The sequence below is a fragment of the Candidatus Rhodoblastus alkanivorans genome, assembly GCF_022760755.1.
Taxonomy (GTDB): domain Bacteria; phylum Pseudomonadota; class Alphaproteobacteria; order Rhizobiales; family Beijerinckiaceae; genus Rhodoblastus; species Rhodoblastus alkanivorans.
In genome coordinates this window covers 1021259-1037917 of the sequence record NZ_JAIVFP010000001.1, presented here as the reverse complement: position 1 = coordinate 1037917, position 16659 = coordinate 1021259, and the positions used below count along the sequence as shown (strand labels likewise).

Genomic DNA, 16659 nt, shown 5'->3' with positions numbered 1-16659 from the left:
CTCCCGATTGCTGGAAATGTGTTCAAGCGGGATACGCGCGCCGCCGCGCTTCGTTACGCCTCAACCAACAAAATCTCGGCCGGATCAACAGCCTCAGGCGCTGGAGGCGATGACGAAGCCGCCGCTTTCGGGAGGATCGCCGTCCTCGACCACTTTCAAGGCGCGCACCTGGGCCATGGAGGGGCCGGCGCGCATGGCGTCGACCAGAGCGTCGAGATCGAGCGCCGCGCCGCTGACCCGCGCCTCGACGGCGCCGTCCCAGCGATTGCGCACCCATCCGGACAGTTGCAGGCGCAGGGCGGCGCGGCGCACGAATTCGCGATAGCCGACGCCCTGAACGCGGCCCTCGACAACAATCAGCAAGGATTTTGTCTCGTTTCCGGTCACTACCCGTCCGCCAGAACGATCAATGCGTCGTCATGATCTCCAGAATCCGGGCCCTGGGACGCAGATTCAAGCTTATCGCCCTTCGCGATCGATCGCCAAGCCCCATTGCGGGTTGCGACGATCGCGCGATCATGGTTCGCGATACTGGTCTGGCTGACATTTCAGGTTTAATCTGATCGACGCGCCTGGGCGCCTTTTCGCGGGGACTGACCCAATGACGACGCCATCCCACGCCGATCCCACGCCGCGCACGGACGCCAACGCTTTCCGTTTCGATCTCGTCGCCGGGCTCACCGCCGCGGCGGTCGTCCTTCCCAAGGCGATGGCTTATGCGACCGTCGCGGGCCTGCCTCCCGAAGTCGGGCTCTATACCGCCTTTGTTCCCTGCGCCATTTACGGCCTGCTCGGCTCGTCGCGCGTGCTCAGCTTCAGCTCGACGACGACCCTCGCGATATTGGCGGGAGCGGAACTCGGAACGGTCGCGCCGAACGGCGATCCGGCCAGGCTCATTGCCGCGACGGCGACTCTGACTGCGCTCGTCGGCGTCTTCCTCGTCCTCGCGCGCCTGTTGCGCCTCGGTTTCGTCGCCAATTTCATCTCCAGCCCGGTGCTGACCGGATTCAAGGCGGGCGTCGGGCTTGTCATCCTGCTGGACCAGGCGCCAAAGCTGCTCGGGGTCCATTTCACCAAACATTCCTTCTTCGCCGATGCGGTCGCCCTGGCGCATCACCTCACCGACGCCTCCCCGCCGACGCTTGCCGTCGCCGTCGCGACGCTCGCCTTTCTCATCGGCGCGGAATGGCTGCGGCCGCATTCGCCGGCGCCTTTGGTCATGGTCGGCGGCGCTATTCTCGCGTCATGGCTCCTGGGCCTCGCCGCGCATGGCGTCGCGACGGTCGGCGTCATTCCTCAAGGACTGCCCGCGCTCACTTTGCCCGATTTGAGCCTCGCCCGGGATCTCGCGCCCGGCGCCCTCGGCCTGGCGCTGATGAGCTTCACCGAAAGCATAGCGGCGGCCCGCGCCTTCGCGCGCCCGAACGATCCGCCGATCAACCCGAACCGCGAACTGATCGCCACCGGCGCGGCCAATATCGGCGGAGCCTTTCTCGGCGCGATGCCCGCCGGCGGCGGGACATCGCAGACCGGCGTTGTTTTTGCGGCCGGCGGCCGGTCGCAAATGACTTCTCTGGTCACCGCGGCGGCATCGCTCGCCACCATGCTGGCTCTGGCGCCGCTGCTCGGGCTGTTGCCAAACGCCACTCTGGCGGCGATCGTGATCGTCTATTCGGCGGGCCTGATCCAGCCGCGGGAATTCGCCGCCATCCACCGCGTCCGCACCATGGAGTTCTGGTGGGCCGTCGCCGCCACGCTCGGCGTGCTGGTTTTCGGCACGCTGCAAGGCGTCGTCGTTGCGATCATCCTCTCCGTCATCGGCCTCGGGAGCCAAACCGCGCATCCGCGCGTCTCGGTGATCGTGCGCAAGCGCGGCGCCGACGTCTTGCGTCCCTTGTCGCCGGACCATCCCGACGACGAAATGATCGAAGGCCTTCTGATCCTGCGGCCGGAGGGCCGCCTGTTCTTCCTCAACGTCCAGAACGTCGCCGATCAGGTTGCTGCGCTCCAGGCGCAATATCGGCCGCGGGTCCTCGTCCTCGACATGAGCCGCGTTCCCGACATCGAATTTTCCGCCTTGCAAACGATGATCGAGGCGGACAAGCGCGCGACCGAACGAGGCGCACAGTTCTGGCTTGCCGGACTCAATCCCGCGGCGCTCGAGATGGCGCGCCGTTCCGGCTTCGACCAACAACTTGGCCGCGACCGCCTGCTTTTCAACGCGCGCGTGGCGATCGAACGATTCAAAACGATGTCGGCCGAAACCCCGAAATGATTGAACCCGAATCGGACGGGAGCGGCAAATCCAGCCGATCCCGTCCCGGCTCTTTCCTTTCCCGCGCCCAGCTTCTGAAATCGACCGGCCGAAGCTTCAGCGGCAGACGTCCCAGAAACCGCTGCGTTTGCTGGAGTTGGTGTAATACCAGCAATAATTGGGTCCGGGAGGCGAGCCGGCCCAGGACGCCGCCGCCGCGGCCGAAATGACGCCGATCGCCGCGCCGGCGGCGATGGCGCCGCCAACCGGCCACCAATAATTGCGCGGACGGACCCACGCGCCGCCGCGATAATAGACATTGGGGCCGCGATAAATCCCGCGATTGACACGAACGTTGCGGTTGACGTTGCGGTTGACGTTCCGGTTCACATTGCGATGGACGCCCGCGCCACGATGGACCCCGCCGCCATGGAAGCCGCCGCCCCTTCCCCGCGCCAGGACGATATAATCGTCACCGTGAGCCGCCGGGCCGGGCATCGTCGCAACGCCCATCGCCTCCGACGGGATCGGCGTCAATGCGACAAGCGCCGCGAGCAGGCTGCTCCGCGCGAAAATCAACCTTTCATTCGCTCCCTCCCAATGATCGAAACATCCTGCCGCCGGGACGATCAAGGCCCCTGATCCGTTCGGCTGGCGGCGATCGGTCAAACCGCGCCCAATCAAACCGTGCCCAAGCAGGAATATCATCCGAAAACCGACATCCACTTTTCGGAGATCGCGCCCAGTCGCGCCGCAGCGCTTGCCGAAGCGCCGAAGAAAGGTCGCGGCGACCATGATTATGGGATCAAGCTGAACGGTTCCGCAAGCCTCGGCTCATACGAGGCGCCGCGCCACGATCCTGCCGCCGTCGAGCGTCACGATCTCGTTCATGGCGGCGCGTTCGGCGGGGCGGTGCGTCGCCAGCAGCAGCGTCTTGCCACGGCTCCGCTCTATGATCCTGCCGAGAATGCGGCGCGCGGCGTCCGGGTCCAGGCCTTCGGTCGGCTCGTCAAGGAAGAGGATCGGCGCATCCGTCAGCAGGGCGCGGGCCAAGGCCAGCCGTTTCGCCTGCCCGCCGGACAATTTGGCGCCCCCGACCCCGACCGGACTGTCGAGACCTTGGGGAAGAGCGCGAACGGTCTCTTCCATTTCGACCGCCGCAAGGGCGTTCCACAATTCCTGTTCGGCCGCTTCCGGCTTGGCGAGGCGCAGGTTGCGCGCGACGCTCGCGGCGAAAATATGCGGCGCCTGGCGCATGACCACGATGCGCGAACGGATGACGTCGCCGGGCAAATCCTTCAGCTCCACGCCGCCGAGCCAGATCGCGCCCGCATCGGGGTCGCGGAAACGCACGATCAGGTCGGAAAGGCTCGACTTGCCGGCGCCGCTCGCGCCGACGAAAGCGATGCGGCGGCCTTCGGGAATGTCGAGGTCGATGTTCCGCAGGGCCGGCCGCGCGGCCCCCGGAAAGGTCAGGCTCACGTCGTGCAATTTCAGGTCGAAGCCCTGTGGCGGCGGCGCCGGCCGGGCGGGCTCGACGACAACGGGGCGCCGGTCCATGAGGCCGAAGACGCGCTCGGCCGAGGCGATGACGGCGAAGAGGCCGGCGAAGGCGGCGGCGACCCCGCCGAAGGCTTCGAGCGAAGCGAGCGCCGTCAGCACGCCTCCGGTCAATTGCGGCCCGTCGATCAGGCCCGACTTCACCACCCCCGCCCCGAGCGCCAGAGCGGCGAGCGCCGTCAATTCCACAGTTGCGCCGACGCAGGCCTGGCCAAGGGCGCCGATGCGCGCGACATCCGCTTCGGCCGCGAGCAGATCGGCCATCTGGCGTTCGAGCGCGTCGAAATGACGCGCGTCGGCGCCGGTCGCCTGCAAGGCCGCCAATCCTTGCAGGTCGTCGACGAGACGAGCGCGCAAGGCCGCGGCGCGGGCGGCGACGGCCCGGCTCGGGCGGCGCGCCCAAAGGGCGCTCGAAGCCGGCGCGGCGAAACCGGCCAAAGCGAAAATGAGCGCCGCCGCGACGGCGAGCGCGGCGCTCCAGAAGGCAAGCGCCGCGACCAGAATCGAAGCCGCAAGCAGAGCGACGATCAGGGGCGCGAACAGGCGCAAAAAGACCTGCTCCAGCCGATCGACATCGCCGCGCAGGCTCGCCAGCACGTCGCCCGAGCGCAAGTCGCCGAGCGCGGCCGGGGCGATCCGCTCCAGCCGCGCGAAAATTTCCACGCGAAGGCGCGCGATCAGGCGAAGGGTCGCCTCATGGCTGATGAGCCGGTCGGCATAGCGCCCGCCGGTGCGCAGAATGGCGAAAGTCCGGATGACGGCGGCGGGGGTGAAATAATTGATCGCCGCGCCGGCGAGCCCCGCGCCCGCCATGGCCGCGATGAACCAGCCGGAGGTCGCCAGCAGGCCGATATTGGCGAGAAGGCTCGCGAGCGAAATCAGAATCGACAGCGCGATCCAGCCGGCATGGGGCCGGAACAGGCCGACAAGGCGCCAAAGGCTGGTCATGGCGCCGCGCCTTCAGGCCAAGGTGGCGCGAGATCGGGCGGGGCGAGATCGGCCGCCGCGAGACGGGCATAGAGACCGCCCGCCGCGACGAGCGCCTCATGCGCGCCGGCTTCAACCATATGGCCGCGGTCGAGGACGATCAGGCGGCCGGCTTTTTTCGCGGTTTCCAGACGATGGGCGATGGTGAGCGCGGTGCGGCCTACGGCGAGGCGCGCGAAGGAATGCTGTAATTCGCGTTCGGTCGCGGAATCGAGATGGGCGGTCGGCTCGTCGAACAGGATCAGGGGCGCGGGGAGGAAAAAGGCGCGGGCAAGCGCTATGCGCTGCGCCTCGCCGCCGCTTAAACCCAGCCCGCCCTCGCCGAGCGGCGTGTTCACGCCTTGCGGCAGATGGGCCACGACGGTTTCCGCGCGCGCGTCACGCAAGGCGCGGGCGACGGCGGACGCGACGTCGCCGTCCGGCGGGGCGCGGCCCATGGCGACATTCCGCGCAATGTCGCCGTCGAAGAAATGTGGGCTTTGCGGCACAAAAGCGATCTGCGCCCGCCAAAGCGCGAGGTCGATTTCGGCAAGGTCGAAGCCGTCGGCCAGGATGCGGCCCGAGGTCGGCTGGATGAAGCCGAGGAGGAGGGAAAGAATGGTGCTCTTGCCGGCGCCGCTCGGCCCGACCACGGCGACATGTTCGCCGCCCGCTATGTCGAGACTGAAATTTTCAAGCGCGGGCGGGCCGCCGTCGTAGGAGAAGCTCACATTGTCGAAGCGCAACGCCGCCGCCTTGCCCAGAACAGGCGTCAGCGGCGCACGCGGCCGCGCCGGCGCGGGGCGGTCGAGCAAGGCCACGATTTTTTCCGCCGCCGCGATCGCCTCCATCTTGGCGTGGCGCTCGACGCCGAGCGCGCGCAAGGGCGCGTAGAATTCCGGCGCGAGCAGTAGGATGAAAAGCCCGGCGTGGAAATGCATCTCGCCCCAGAGCAGCCGGAAGCCGACCAGAACCGCGACCAAAGCGATCGCCAGAGCGGTAAAGAACTCCAGCGCCAGCGCGGACAGAAAGGCGAGGCGCAGGACCGCCATCGTATCGCGGCGGTAGGCCTCCGCCATTTGGGCGACGATCGCGATCTCGGCCTTCGAGGCGCGGAAAATCTTCAAATCCGCCAGGCCCTGGACGGCGTCGAGCAGCGAGCCGCCGAGCCGGGTCAGATTGCCCCATTGCTTCTGACTCGCTTTTTCGGCGCCCTGCCCGACGAGAACCAGAAAAAGGACGGCGACCGGCGCGCCGATCAGAAAGACCAGCGCCGCGCGCCATTCGGCGACGGTGACCGCGAGCAGAATAAGAACGGGCAGCGCCGCGCCGGACGCGAGCGCGGGCAGATAGCGGCGCCAAAAAGGATCGAGCGCCGCCACGGCGTCGGTCAGCGCCGCAACCATTTCCCCGGTCGGCTGGCCGGCAAGGCGGATGGGCCCGAGCGCGCGGACATGGGCGAGCAGGCGGCGGAACAGGCCCGCGCGCGCCCGGGCGGAAGCCATGACGGCGGCGCGCTCGGTGAGGAGCGCGAGCGCGAGGCGAAGCAGGACCAAAGCGACGAGGGCGAACAAAGTCGGCGCGAGGCTTGTGGCGTCGGCCTTGTGGAACGCCGCCCGGTCGATTGCGCCCGCGAGCAGCCAGGCGAAGGGAATGGCGAGACCGCCGCGGGCGGCGGCGGCGGCCATGGCCAAGGTCAGGGCGCGGCCGGCGTCGGCGCGCGTCCGTTCAAGGAAATCAGCTGCGTCGGTCATGGGCGGGGCGCAAGATGAACCGCGCCGGGGCGGGACGAGGACGCCGGCCCGGGCGCGCGGAGCGGATCAGGACCGCTTGGGAGCCAGCCCCTCGCCGTTCCGATCGAGACTGTCCTGGCATTCGTACCACATGACATTGATGACCCCGATGGCGGCGGCGGCGGTCACGCCGAGGATCCAGGCGAAATACCACATCGTTCGAACCTTTCCTTAATAAGCGGAATGGGACCGGGTTTCGATTTCCCCGGCCGAGACCGTTCCCCACATTTTGGCGTAGCACCAGACCGTATAGCCGAGCACGATGGGCAGGAAGATCACCACCGCCCAGAACATCACGCTGAGGGTCAGATGGCTCGACGTCGCGTCCCACACGGTGAGGCTCGAATTGGGCTTGAGGCTCGACGGCATGATGAAGGGGAACATGGACAGGCCGGCGGTGCCGATGATCCCGGTCATCGCAAGGGCGCTGGCGACGAAGGCGAGGCCGGCCCTGCCCATGGCGGACAGCCGCGCGGCAAGGAGGGGGCCGGCAAGGCCGATCGCCGGGGCGAGCAAGGCGACCGGAAAAGCGCGATAGACGTCGAACCAGGCGTGGCTGGCGCGGACAACTTCCTTGGCCAGGGGATTGGGCATGGCGTTATGCGCGGGCTCCGACACGATGCGATAGCCGTCCACGCCGAACCACATCCAGATTCCGGCGAGCGCGAACAGGATCGTGACCGCCGGGGCGATGGTTGCGACGATTTTTTGGGCGCGGCCCGCGATCGGCTCGTCGGCGCGCAATTGCAGCCACAATCCGCCATGGACGGTGAGCATGCCGAGGCTGATCAGCCCCGCGACCAAAGCGAAGGGGTTGAGCAGCGGCAGCAGCGCCGTGAGCAGGCTGCCCTGGTAATGCGGGCGCAGCAGGTCGTCGAGCCAGAAGGGCACGCCCTGGAGCAGATTGCCGAAGGCGACCCCGAAGATCAGGGCCGGAACCGCGCCGCCGAGGAACAGGCCCCAGTCCCAGGCCCCGCGCCAGCGTTTGGCGTTGAGCTTGGAGCGATAGTCGAAGCCCACTGGCCGGAAGAACAGAGCGAACAGCACCAGCATCATCGCCATGTAGAAGCCGGAGAAGGCCGCCGCGTAAACGGAGGGCCAGGCGGCGAAGATGGCGCCGCCTGCGGTGATCAGCCACACCTGGTTGCCGTCCCAATGCGGGCCGACCGTATTGATCGCGATGCGGCGCTCGGTGTCGGATTTGGCGACGAAGGGCAGCAGGCTGCCGACCCCCATGTCCATGCCATCGGTGATGGCGAAGCCGATCAGCAGCGCGCCGACGAGGATCCACCAGATGAATTTCAGGGTCGCGAAATCAAACATGACGCCCTCCTCACTCGGCCGCCGAGAACCGGGCCTGCGCGCCCTTCTCGTAATGATAACGTCCAAGGCCCAGCGAACTCGGCCCCAGCCGCGCATATTTCTGCATGAGAAAGATCTCGATCATGAACAGGAAGGTGTAGAATAGGATGAAGCCCGATAGCGAGAAGATGAGATCGCCGGGCGTGAGGGTCGAAGTCGCCAGGAAGGTCGGCAGAACCTCGCCGATCGCCCAAGGCTGACGGCCGAATTCGGCGACGAACCAGCCCGCTTCGGACGCGATCCATGGCGCGGGAATGGCGAGGACCGCAAGCCACAGCAGCCAGCGATTGCGCTCGAGCTTTTTCGCCGCATTGAGCCAGAAGCCCGAGGCGAAGATGAACAGCATCATGAAGCCGAGGCCGACCATCACGCGGAACGCCCAAAACAAAGGCCAGACCGTCGGGATGGAGCTTCTGGCCGCCGCCTTGATGTCGACCTCGGTCGCCTTGGCCGGATTGTCGGTGAATTGCTTCAACAGCAGGCCATAGCCGATGTCCTTGGAATGGGCGTCGAATTCGGCCTGCGTCGCCGCCGATTTGTCGCCGGAGCGCAGCTTCATCAGCGCGTCATAGGCGAGCATCCCGGAGCGGATGCGGCTCTGGTGCTCTTGCTCCAGATCGATCAGGCCCGTGACCGGCGTATCGATCGAGCGGGTGGCGATCAGCCCCATGACCCAGGGAATCGAGATCCGGGCGTAAGTGTGCTGCTTTTCCTGCGAGGGCAGACCGAACAAGGTGAAGGAGGCGGGCGGCGGTTCGGTATGCCATTCGGCCTCGATCGCCGCGAGCTTCACCTTCTGCACGTCGCCGAGCACGTAGCCGGATTCGTCGCCGAGCACGATCACCGACAGGCTGGCGGCAAGGCCGAAGCCGACCGCCACCGCGAAGGAGCGGCGGAAGAAGGCCAGGTCGCGGCCCTTGAGAATATGCCAGGCGGAAATGCCGAGCACGAACATGGAGCCGGTGACATAGCCCGCCGCGACGGTATGGACGAATTTGACCTGCGCGACGGGGTTGAGGAAGACATCGGAAAAACTCTGCATCTCCATCCGCATGGTCTCGGGCGAGAAAATCGCGCCGACCGGGTTCTGCATCCAGCCGTTGGCCACGAGAATCCACAGCGCGGACAGGTTGGAGCCGAGCGCGGTGAGGAAGGTGACGCCGAGATGCTGGATCTTGGTCAGCTTCTCCCAGCCGAGGAAGAACAGGCCGATGAAAGTCGATTCGAGGAAGAAGGCCATCAGGCCTTCAATGGCGAGCGGGGCGCCGAAGACGTCGCCGACATAATGGGAGTAATAGGCCCAATTGGTGCCGAACTGAAACTCCATGGTCAGGCCGGTGGTCACGCCGAGGGCGAAATTGATGCCGAACAGCTTGCCCCAGAACTTGACCATGTCCTTGTAGATTTCCTTGCCGGTCATGACATAGACCGACTCCATGATCACCAGGAGCCAGGAGAGGCCGAGGGTGAGCGGAACGAAAAGGAAGTGATAGAGCGCCGTCGCGGCGAATTGCCATCGCGACAGCTCAACGACAGTTGGATCGATCATTTGGGACGCCTTTCAGCCGGACGCTCTCGCGCTTCGCGGCGCGGGAGAGGAATCCAAACATCAATTTTTGATATAAGATTAAAGCTGTAGTTTCAATATAAGAATTGTGCGGCGGCGCATCCGATGAGCGCCGCGGCGAGACAGATCCTGGTCCAACGAACTGATTTGGCGTAAAAATCCCCTGCTCTGCCGCGCTTGCGAGGAAGCGCGACAGAATGTCTCAGACCGGGGCCAGGCGGAGAGGCCCCTATGGCGGAGTCAATGCGCCCGTTCGGGACGCCGGCCCGCGCGATAGGCCTCGGCGAAACGGCGGAAGGCCGGCAGATGGCGTTCGCGCGAGGCCAGCATCAGCCGCTCGAAAACCTGCGCGACGAGGGGGAAGGCCTCCGCCTTCGGCAGAAGCTTCTCCTCATAGAGCCGGTCGTTGTGGACCTCCTCCTTGACGGCGAGGTCGCAGGCGCAGGCGATCGAGCCCGGAACGCTGCGGCTTATGGCCTCGTTTCCGATATAGGGATTGGGCGGAACCGCCAGTCCGTAGGCCGCGAGAACGCGGGCGAGCGCGGCGGCGTGCCTTTCCTCCGACTCGACGATATGGGCGAAGGGCATGGCGCCGGGGAAGCGCTCCAGCACCGCGAGATAGAAGGCGCGGGCGCGATATTCGTCGTCGAGCGCCTCCAGCACCGCCTCGTGGGCCTCCGCCGACAGCCGGCCCTCGACCGCGTCGAACGCCGGCATGGCGCAACCGCCGCCCATCCCATGGCCGCGACCGCGTCCGTGGCCAGATCCGCGACCGCCGCATCCGCAGCCGCCATGGGCCGCGCCGTTTTCGAAATGCATGCCATGCTCCTGTCCATGAAGATGGAGCGGCCGCCGACAGCGGGCGCCCATGTCCTTTTGTCGCCGCGCCGCGCTTGATCTGACGCATGGACGGCCGTCCAAGGATGATACATAAATAAGCCAAAATAGTTATACTAGCAATATATCTTTAAGGATCGGGATGAGACTTAACGCCGCAACCAATGGCGCGATGCGAATCCTCATGGTCTGCCGGACCGACCGTCCGCTCTCCATGCCGGAGATGGCGCGCCGCCTCGGCCTGACCGAGGCCCTGGTGCTGAAGACATGCAATGAATTGATGCAGGCGGGCTATCTCGTCGGCCAGCGCGGTCCCGGCGGCGGCTATCGCCTCGCCAAACCCGCGGGCGCGATCAACGCCGTGGAAATTCTCGATCTTTTCGAGCCCCAGGAGAATCTCTTCCCCTGCCGCCTGCATCAGGAGGACGAATGCCGCATCGTCTCTTTATGCATCCTGCGCCGAGCCTGCGAAGCCGCTTATCGCGCCTTCCGCGAGGAACTCGCCCGGCTGAGCCTGGCCGACCTCGCCCTCGACACGGCGGAGGAAGGCGGGGTTCAGAAAGCCGCCCGCGCCTCGTCGCAAGCGGCGGCGGGACGCTGAAGCGCGAGCGCGTCGAGCAGATCTTCGCCATTGGCGGCGATTTCCGCCAGAGTGAAGCCGTCGAGGGTCGCCAGGAACACGTCGGTCGCCCGCAGCAGGGCGGGACGCAGGCCGCAGCGCGGCAGCAGCGGGCAGGTCGCGGTTTCGGCGTCGAAACATTCGACCACGTCGAAGCCTTCTTCCGTCCGTCGGATCACCTCGCCAACCGAGATCGCCGTGGCGTCGCGCGCCAGGCGGAACCCGCCGCCATTGCCCCTGACGGTCTCGATATAGCCCCATTGCCCGAGCTGATGGACGCAGCGGGTCAGATGCGCCTTGGAAATCTGGAAGGCGTCCGCGATCTCGCCGATCGTGGTCAGCTCCGGCTGCCGGGCCGCGGCGACCATCAGGACGCGCAAGGTGAAATTCGAATAGCTCGTCAGCTTCAATCTGGTTCGTCCTCGAGGCCGATCCTGCCCGCTTTCTTCGTGACGAGAACTACGAATCGCGCTCCATTGCAAGCTCGGCCTTGAGGCTTTCGAGATCGCGGAAAATCGACGCGACCGCCAAAGCGCGGCCATTCCGGTTGAAGCGCAGCAGGCAGTCTTTCGCCCTTATGTCGCCTTCGATCGTAAGATCGTCCCAGTTCTCGGCATGGCCGACATAATTGATCGGAACGTCGTAATGCTGGCTCCAGAAGAAGGGAACCGCCGCATATTGTTGCCGCCGTCCCAGCATGTTGAGCGCCGCCGTCTGCCCCTGGCGCTCGGCAACGACCCAATGCTCGACGCGAATCGGCGCGCCGCCGTGCGGATCGGGCCAGCGCGCGATGTCTCCCGCGGCGAAGACGCCCGGGGCGCTGGTTTCAAGATAGGCGTCGACCGTCACGCCGCGATCGACGCGCAGGCCCGCCGCCTCCGCAAGTTGCGTCCTCGGCCGCACGCCGACGCCGAGGATCACCAGATCCGCGTCGAGCTTTTTGCCGCTCTCCAGTATCACCTGCCTGTCCTCGATTGCGGCCGGTTTTTCTTCTAGGTGGAATACGACGCCGTGCTCTTCGTGAAGCGCGCGAATGAAATCCCCCATCTCCGGACCGAGGATTCGTTCCATCGGCCGTGCCTCGGGCGCGACGACGTGAACTTCGATCTTGCGGGCGCGCAGCGCCGCGGCGGCTTCGAGGCCGATGAAGCTCGCGCCGATCACCACCGCCCGCCGGGCGGCGCCGGCCGCGGCGATGATCGCCTGGCAATCCGAAAACGAGCGCAGGGCATGGACATGCGGCCGGTCCGCTCCCGAGATCGGCAAACGGACCGGCTCGGCGCCCGTCGCGAGCAGCAGGCGGTCATAGGGAACGCTGCCGCCATCGCAGAGGATGACTTCGCGACGTTGCGGATCGAGGGCGGTCACATTCGCCTTGAGGCGGAGGTCAATGCCGCTTTCCGCATAAAATTGTTCCGGCTGGAGGGGAACCCATTCCTCCGGCGCGCTGCCGGCGAGATAGTCCTTGGACAGATTGGGCCGATCGACGGGCGGCGCATCGTCATCGCTCAGCATGACGATGCTTCCCTGATAATGCTCGCGCCTCAATTTCTCCGCCGCGGCGAAACCGGCCGCGCCGCCGCCGACAATGACGATGCGTTCGGGCGCGCCGCCAAGGGCGCGCGGCGCCGTCGCGGCTGATTTGCGCTGTTCACGCACGAAAATGCGGCCGTTGCGCTGCTCCACGGACCAGCACGCCAGCGGGCCGAAAGCCGGCGGGCGCAGGGCTTCGCCCGTGCGCAGGTCAAAGCAGGCGTGATGCCACGGACAGCGCAAGGCGCCGTCCGCAACAAGACCGTCGGCGAGCGGACCGTGATAATGGGTGCAAAAGGCGTCGACCGCGAAGAATTCCGCGCCGACGCGAACCACGAGAACCTGGGCTTCGCCGACATGGCCGAGAAGCTTGCCGCCATCGGGGATGGCGCCGCATTCAACGCCACGGGTCAGATCGGGACCGGCGGTTTTGGACTGGTCTTCGGCCATTTCGTGCGACCTTTGCTGGAAATTGCGATTGTCGCTCGGCGGCCCGACGAAAAACCCGCAAAGCGGCGAATTTCAATGCGCGGGCTGGCTGCAATTCGCTCCAATCCAACCCGACCCGGGAATCCTTTTTCGTTGCGACGCTTCGAATGGCCCCTCGGGTTCAGGTCTTCTCTTCAAAACGCTCCCGTGGGAAAAAGGTTGCCGCGCCGGGCGAAGGCGTCATGCTCAAGCGCAAGGCCAGCCCCATCTCGCGCGGGCGCCCCGGGGACGAAAAGCGCTATGATCGCGAAGCTGGCAATGACAAACGAATCTCGGCCGCGTGAGGTCTGATGGCTCTCCCCTCCCCCCTTTCATTCGGATTGTCCGCGGGGCTTTTCGCCCTTCAATTCGTGGCGGCCTTTTTTGCCTTGCGCGCGATCCGGTCGGCGCGCACGCCTCAAGGCGCCGTCGGCTGGGCCTTCTTTCTAATGGTTTTTCCCCTGCTGGGCGTGCCGGCCTTTCTGGTCTTCGGCGACTTTCGCTATCACGGCATGGTTCGCGCGCGCCGGTCATCGCAAATGACGATTCACGCCAGCAGCAGGGGCCTGGACGATCGGTCGATGCCGGCGCCGGCCGAAGAAGCCGACCCGATGCGAAAAGGATTCGAAGCGCTGGCCGGGCGGAGCGCCGTCGGACAAAATGCGGCGGCGCTCCTGACCGACCGCGCGGCCTTCGAGGCGGTTTTCACCGCAATCGCCAATGCGCGCCGCTACATTCTGATCGAAACCTATATCCTGCGCAACGACCGGCTCGGCCGCGCTCTCCAGGAACGGCTGATCAAAAAGGCGCGCGAAGGCGTGCGCGTCGAAATCCTCTACGATCCTTTCGGCAGCTATAGCCTCGATCGCGCTTACGTCCGGCGATTGCGCGAGGCCGGCGTCGCGATCACCGATTTCCACTCCCGTCATGGCTGGCGTCTGTTCGCGCCGATGCGCCTCAATTTCCGCGATCACCGCAAGATCACGGTCATCGATGGGGAAACGGCCTTTACCGGCGGATTCAACTTCGGAGACGAATATCTCGGCCGCAACCCCGCGCTCGGCGCCTGGCGCGACACCATGGTGCGCCTCGAAGGGCCGGTCGTGGCGCAAATGCAAAGTCATTTCGTCGACGACTGGCATTGGGCCACGGGCGAAAGCCTCGACCTGTACTGGCGGCCGCGGGCGGCTCCCGGCGGCGTCAGCGCGCTCGTCCTGGCCTCGGGTCCGGCCGATGCGCGCGAGACGGGCAGTCTCTATTTTCTCCACGCACTGACCTCTGCGCGAAAACGCCTGTGGATCAGCACGCCCTATTTCACCCCCGATTCCGGCCTGATGAATGCGTTGTGTCTCGCCGCGGCGCGCGGCGTCGACGTGCGCGTGATCATCCCGGCGAAACGCGACCATTGGCTGTCCTGGCTCGCCGCCTTCGCCTTTCTCGACGAGATGCGCGGGTCAGGCGTCCGGTTCTATCGCTACGCGCCCGGCTTCATCCACCAGAAGGTTCTGCTGATCGACGACGCGGTCGCATCGATCGGCAGCCACAATCTCGACAGCCGGTCATGCCGGCTGAACTTCGAGGCAAGCGCCCTGATCTTCGATTCGGGCTTTGCGCAGGCGGTCGCCGCCATGCTGGAAACGGATATCGCCGCCTCTTCGATTCACGATCGACCGCTTTCCGACGAATCGGCGGCGCTGCGCATCGGCGCTCCCATAGCAAGGCTTTTTAGTCCGATCCTTTGAGGGCGAAAGGATTGGCCCGGACGCTCGACCGAAAGGACATGGGCTTGGCGGCGAATCTTGGCGGCGAATCTTGGCGGCGAATCAAAGACTCTCCTCGAACGCCCGAACGGTTTCCTCGGCGACGCGAGTCATCAGCGGAATTTCGGCGAGCGGGCGGTCGGAGGCGATGTCGCGGCCCGCCCGCGCCAGTTGCGGCCAGGCCGTGTCAATGCGGTCCCTGCCGGCGCGCAGGACGAGCGCCGTCATGGCGCATTGCCGCGCCCAGAAATGGCGCCGCCCGGGCAGATAGGCCTCAAGGAGCTTCTTGATCCGCCTTTGCCGTCCCTTCACCGGCTTCAGCAGGCTTTCGACATCCGCGACGCCCTCAAACCAGCCCTCCACAAAATCAAGCTCCGCAACCTGGATCTCCGGCTTGGCGGACGCGGGAGGCGCGTCGGCGAGAAGGCGCTCGATCACTTCGGACGGCGACGCGCAATCAGGACATATTTGCCCGAGCCCCATCGCTTCGACCGCCTGCACGATCTGGAACGGCGGCGGCGTTTTTGACGTCAGATTGTCGCCGAGGGCGATTCGCAACAGCCGCGCCAGCGTCGACGCGTCCGTTTCTCTCGTCGGGACCGCCGATTTCACCTGGGCGAGCACGGCCTCCATTTCACGCTTGGGCAGGCCATCGAGAACGAAAGCGTCGGCGACGCCGGCCGGTTTGGTCATGATCGCCGCGATGCGAAAGCGCGTTCCAACCTTTTGCGCCATGGCGAATTGCATCGCGCCCGATCCGTCGCAAAGCGTCGCCACGCATTTCACGACTTTCGCGGCCGGCGCCGGCTCGGCGGGCAAGGCGTTGCGCCGCATGGCTTTGATCGCCGCGTCGACGGCGGGTCGCCGCGCCGGCTCCAGCCACGGCCGGATGAGAACAAGTCTCTCCAGCGCGACGCTCTCGACCGGCGCTTTTTTCGCCGCCTCGGCCAGCGCCTCCGCCGTGGCGATCGCCACCGCGTCGTCGGGATCGAGCAAAAAGCCGGCGGCCGCTTGCGCGGCCAGGGGATCATTGGCGAGATGGCCGATGATCGCGATTTTCGCCGCATCAGGCAGAATGCAGGTCAGCGAACGCGCGTGGTCATATATGTCAAAAGGATTGTCGCCGACCTTGAACGCGTCTTCCCCCAATACGGCGCCGAGATCTTCCTGACTTTCGGCCCCCGGCGCTTCCGTTAGCAGGCTGAACACACGCGCCAGAGCCTCCTTCAGACATTGCGGCGGCGGCAAGCCGGCGTCGATGAAAATTTTGCCGGTCGCCATCATCTCCGCCGGTTTCAAGGCGCCGTCCGCCAGTGCTTCCCGCAGCAGCCGGTCGATTTCCGCGAGCGCCCGCCGCGCGTCAGGAGCGCCGCCGTTGGCGTCTATGCGCCCCTCCTCCAGCGCCGAGGCGAGATCGGCGATCAATTCGTCGCTATCCTCCAATCGGCCTTCGCGACAAATTTCGAGAAAATCGGCGAACATGCGATCCAGGCTCGCTGGCGCCGCCCCTGGCAAGACACAGGCGCCCTGTGTCAAGAGCGCGTCGAGCAGAGCAGATAGAACCTCGTCGTCGATAAGCGGCGCGGCCCGTTTTCGCGCTTTACCGACCGGTTGCGGCGATTTCGCAGGCTTTCTGGCCATGAGGGTTCTTCACCTCCGTTTGCTCACCCGCCTTGCGGCGACAGCCGGGCGTGAGATTGGCAAGCGCCGCCGATGGCTCGACAAATTCGGCTTGCGCCCGGCCACGCCCAGAATAGCCGATGCTACCGACCTGCTATTCTCGATTCCAGCCGGCAATGGCGCGAGATCACAACCTTTTTCGACCGCCAAAGCCGCGCGGGAGCCTCATTTTGCGCCGCCCACCCGGCGCCGCCTCGGTGATCGCCGAGGTAATCCGGGCGCGCGTCTTCGTCATTCGATGGCGCGCTCTCCATCCGCCG

14 protein-coding genes are annotated in these 16659 nt (G+C 65.9%); 3 read left to right on the top strand and 11 right to left on the bottom strand.

Translation table 11 applies throughout. The features are described from left to right. Positions 1-93: 93 nt before the first annotated feature. On the bottom strand, positions 94-363 hold the full coding sequence (locus K2U94_RS04715) for an acylphosphatase (RefSeq protein ID WP_243066107.1): 270 nt from the start codon (positions 361-363) through the stop codon (positions 94-96). A 238-nt stretch (positions 364-601) separates the two neighbouring features. Here K2U94_RS04715 and K2U94_RS04710 point away from each other — a divergent pair, with 238 nt between their 5' ends. Continuing rightward, the gene (locus tag K2U94_RS04710; RefSeq protein WP_243066106.1) at positions 602-2275 is read left to right on the top strand and encodes a SulP family inorganic anion transporter; all 1674 of its coding nucleotides are present in this window, start codon (positions 602-604) and stop codon (positions 2273-2275) included. Positions 2276-2371: 96 nt separating this feature from the next. Here the strand turns inward: K2U94_RS04710 and K2U94_RS04705 are convergent, their stop codons facing one another. The 7 genes from K2U94_RS04705 to K2U94_RS04675 all read right to left on the bottom strand — a co-directional run bounded on the left by K2U94_RS04705 (position 2372) and on the right by K2U94_RS04675 (position 10321). Continuing rightward, positions 2372-2833 (bottom strand): hypothetical protein, encoded by a 462-nt coding sequence (locus K2U94_RS04705; protein ID WP_243066105.1) that lies wholly within the window; start codon positions 2831-2833, stop codon positions 2372-2374. Positions 2834-3088: 255 nt separating this feature from the next. Beyond that, positions 3089-4762 (bottom strand): thiol reductant ABC exporter subunit CydC, encoded by a 1674-nt coding sequence (gene cydC / locus K2U94_RS04700; protein ID WP_243066104.1) that lies wholly within the window; start codon positions 4760-4762, stop codon positions 3089-3091. Further along, on the bottom strand, positions 4759-6534 hold the full coding sequence (cydD, locus tag K2U94_RS04695) for a thiol reductant ABC exporter subunit CydD (protein WP_243066103.1): 1776 nt from the start codon (positions 6532-6534) through the stop codon (positions 4759-4761). The genes cydC and cydD overlap by 4 nt, the downstream gene beginning before the upstream one ends. 66 nt (positions 6535-6600) lie before the next feature. Continuing rightward, the gene (gene cydX / locus K2U94_RS04690; RefSeq protein ID WP_243066102.1) at positions 6601-6729 is read right to left on the bottom strand and encodes a cytochrome bd-I oxidase subunit CydX; all 129 of its coding nucleotides are present in this window, start codon (positions 6727-6729) and stop codon (positions 6601-6603) included. 15 nt (positions 6730-6744) lie between these two features. Next, positions 6745-7896, bottom strand: coding sequence for a cytochrome d ubiquinol oxidase subunit II (gene cydB / locus K2U94_RS04685; protein ID WP_243066101.1), 1152 nt, complete (start codon positions 7894-7896; stop codon positions 6745-6747). A 10-nt stretch (positions 7897-7906) separates the two neighbouring features. Beyond that, positions 7907-9484: a cytochrome ubiquinol oxidase subunit I gene (locus K2U94_RS04680; RefSeq protein WP_243066100.1), complete on the bottom strand. Its 1578-nt coding sequence runs from the start codon at positions 9482-9484 to the stop codon at positions 7907-7909. Positions 9485-9742: 258 nt separating this feature from the next. Beyond that, on the bottom strand, positions 9743-10321 hold the full coding sequence (locus K2U94_RS04675) for a ferritin-like domain-containing protein (protein ID WP_243066099.1): 579 nt from the start codon (positions 10319-10321) through the stop codon (positions 9743-9745). Between the two features lie 160 nt (positions 10322-10481). On the opposite strand from K2U94_RS04675, the gene K2U94_RS04670 reads away from it, so the two are divergent. Next, positions 10482-10940, top strand: a complete 459-nt coding sequence (locus K2U94_RS04670; RefSeq protein WP_243066098.1) for an RrF2 family transcriptional regulator — start codon at positions 10482-10484, stop codon at positions 10938-10940. Here the strand turns inward: K2U94_RS04670 and K2U94_RS04665 are convergent. Continuing rightward, on the bottom strand, positions 10895-11368 hold the full coding sequence (locus K2U94_RS04665; protein ID WP_243066097.1) for an RrF2 family transcriptional regulator: 474 nt from the start codon (positions 11366-11368) through the stop codon (positions 10895-10897). The genes K2U94_RS04670 and K2U94_RS04665 overlap by 46 nt on opposite strands. A gap of 49 nt (positions 11369-11417) precedes the next feature. Further along, the gene (locus K2U94_RS04660) at positions 11418-12941 is read right to left on the bottom strand and encodes an FAD-dependent oxidoreductase (RefSeq protein WP_243066096.1); all 1524 of its coding nucleotides are present in this window, start codon (positions 12939-12941) and stop codon (positions 11418-11420) included. Between the two features lie 329 nt (positions 12942-13270). On the opposite strand from K2U94_RS04660, the gene cls reads away from it, so the two are divergent. After that, on the top strand, positions 13271-14701 hold the full coding sequence (cls, locus tag K2U94_RS04655; RefSeq protein ID WP_243066095.1) for a cardiolipin synthase: 1431 nt from the start codon (positions 13271-13273) through the stop codon (positions 14699-14701). Positions 14702-14782: 81 nt separating this feature from the next. On the opposite strand, the gene K2U94_RS04650 is transcribed toward cls, so the two are convergent. Next, positions 14783-16201, bottom strand: a complete 1419-nt coding sequence (locus tag K2U94_RS04650) for a hypothetical protein (protein WP_243066094.1) — start codon at positions 16199-16201, stop codon at positions 14783-14785. Positions 16202-16659: the final 458 nt, after the last annotated feature.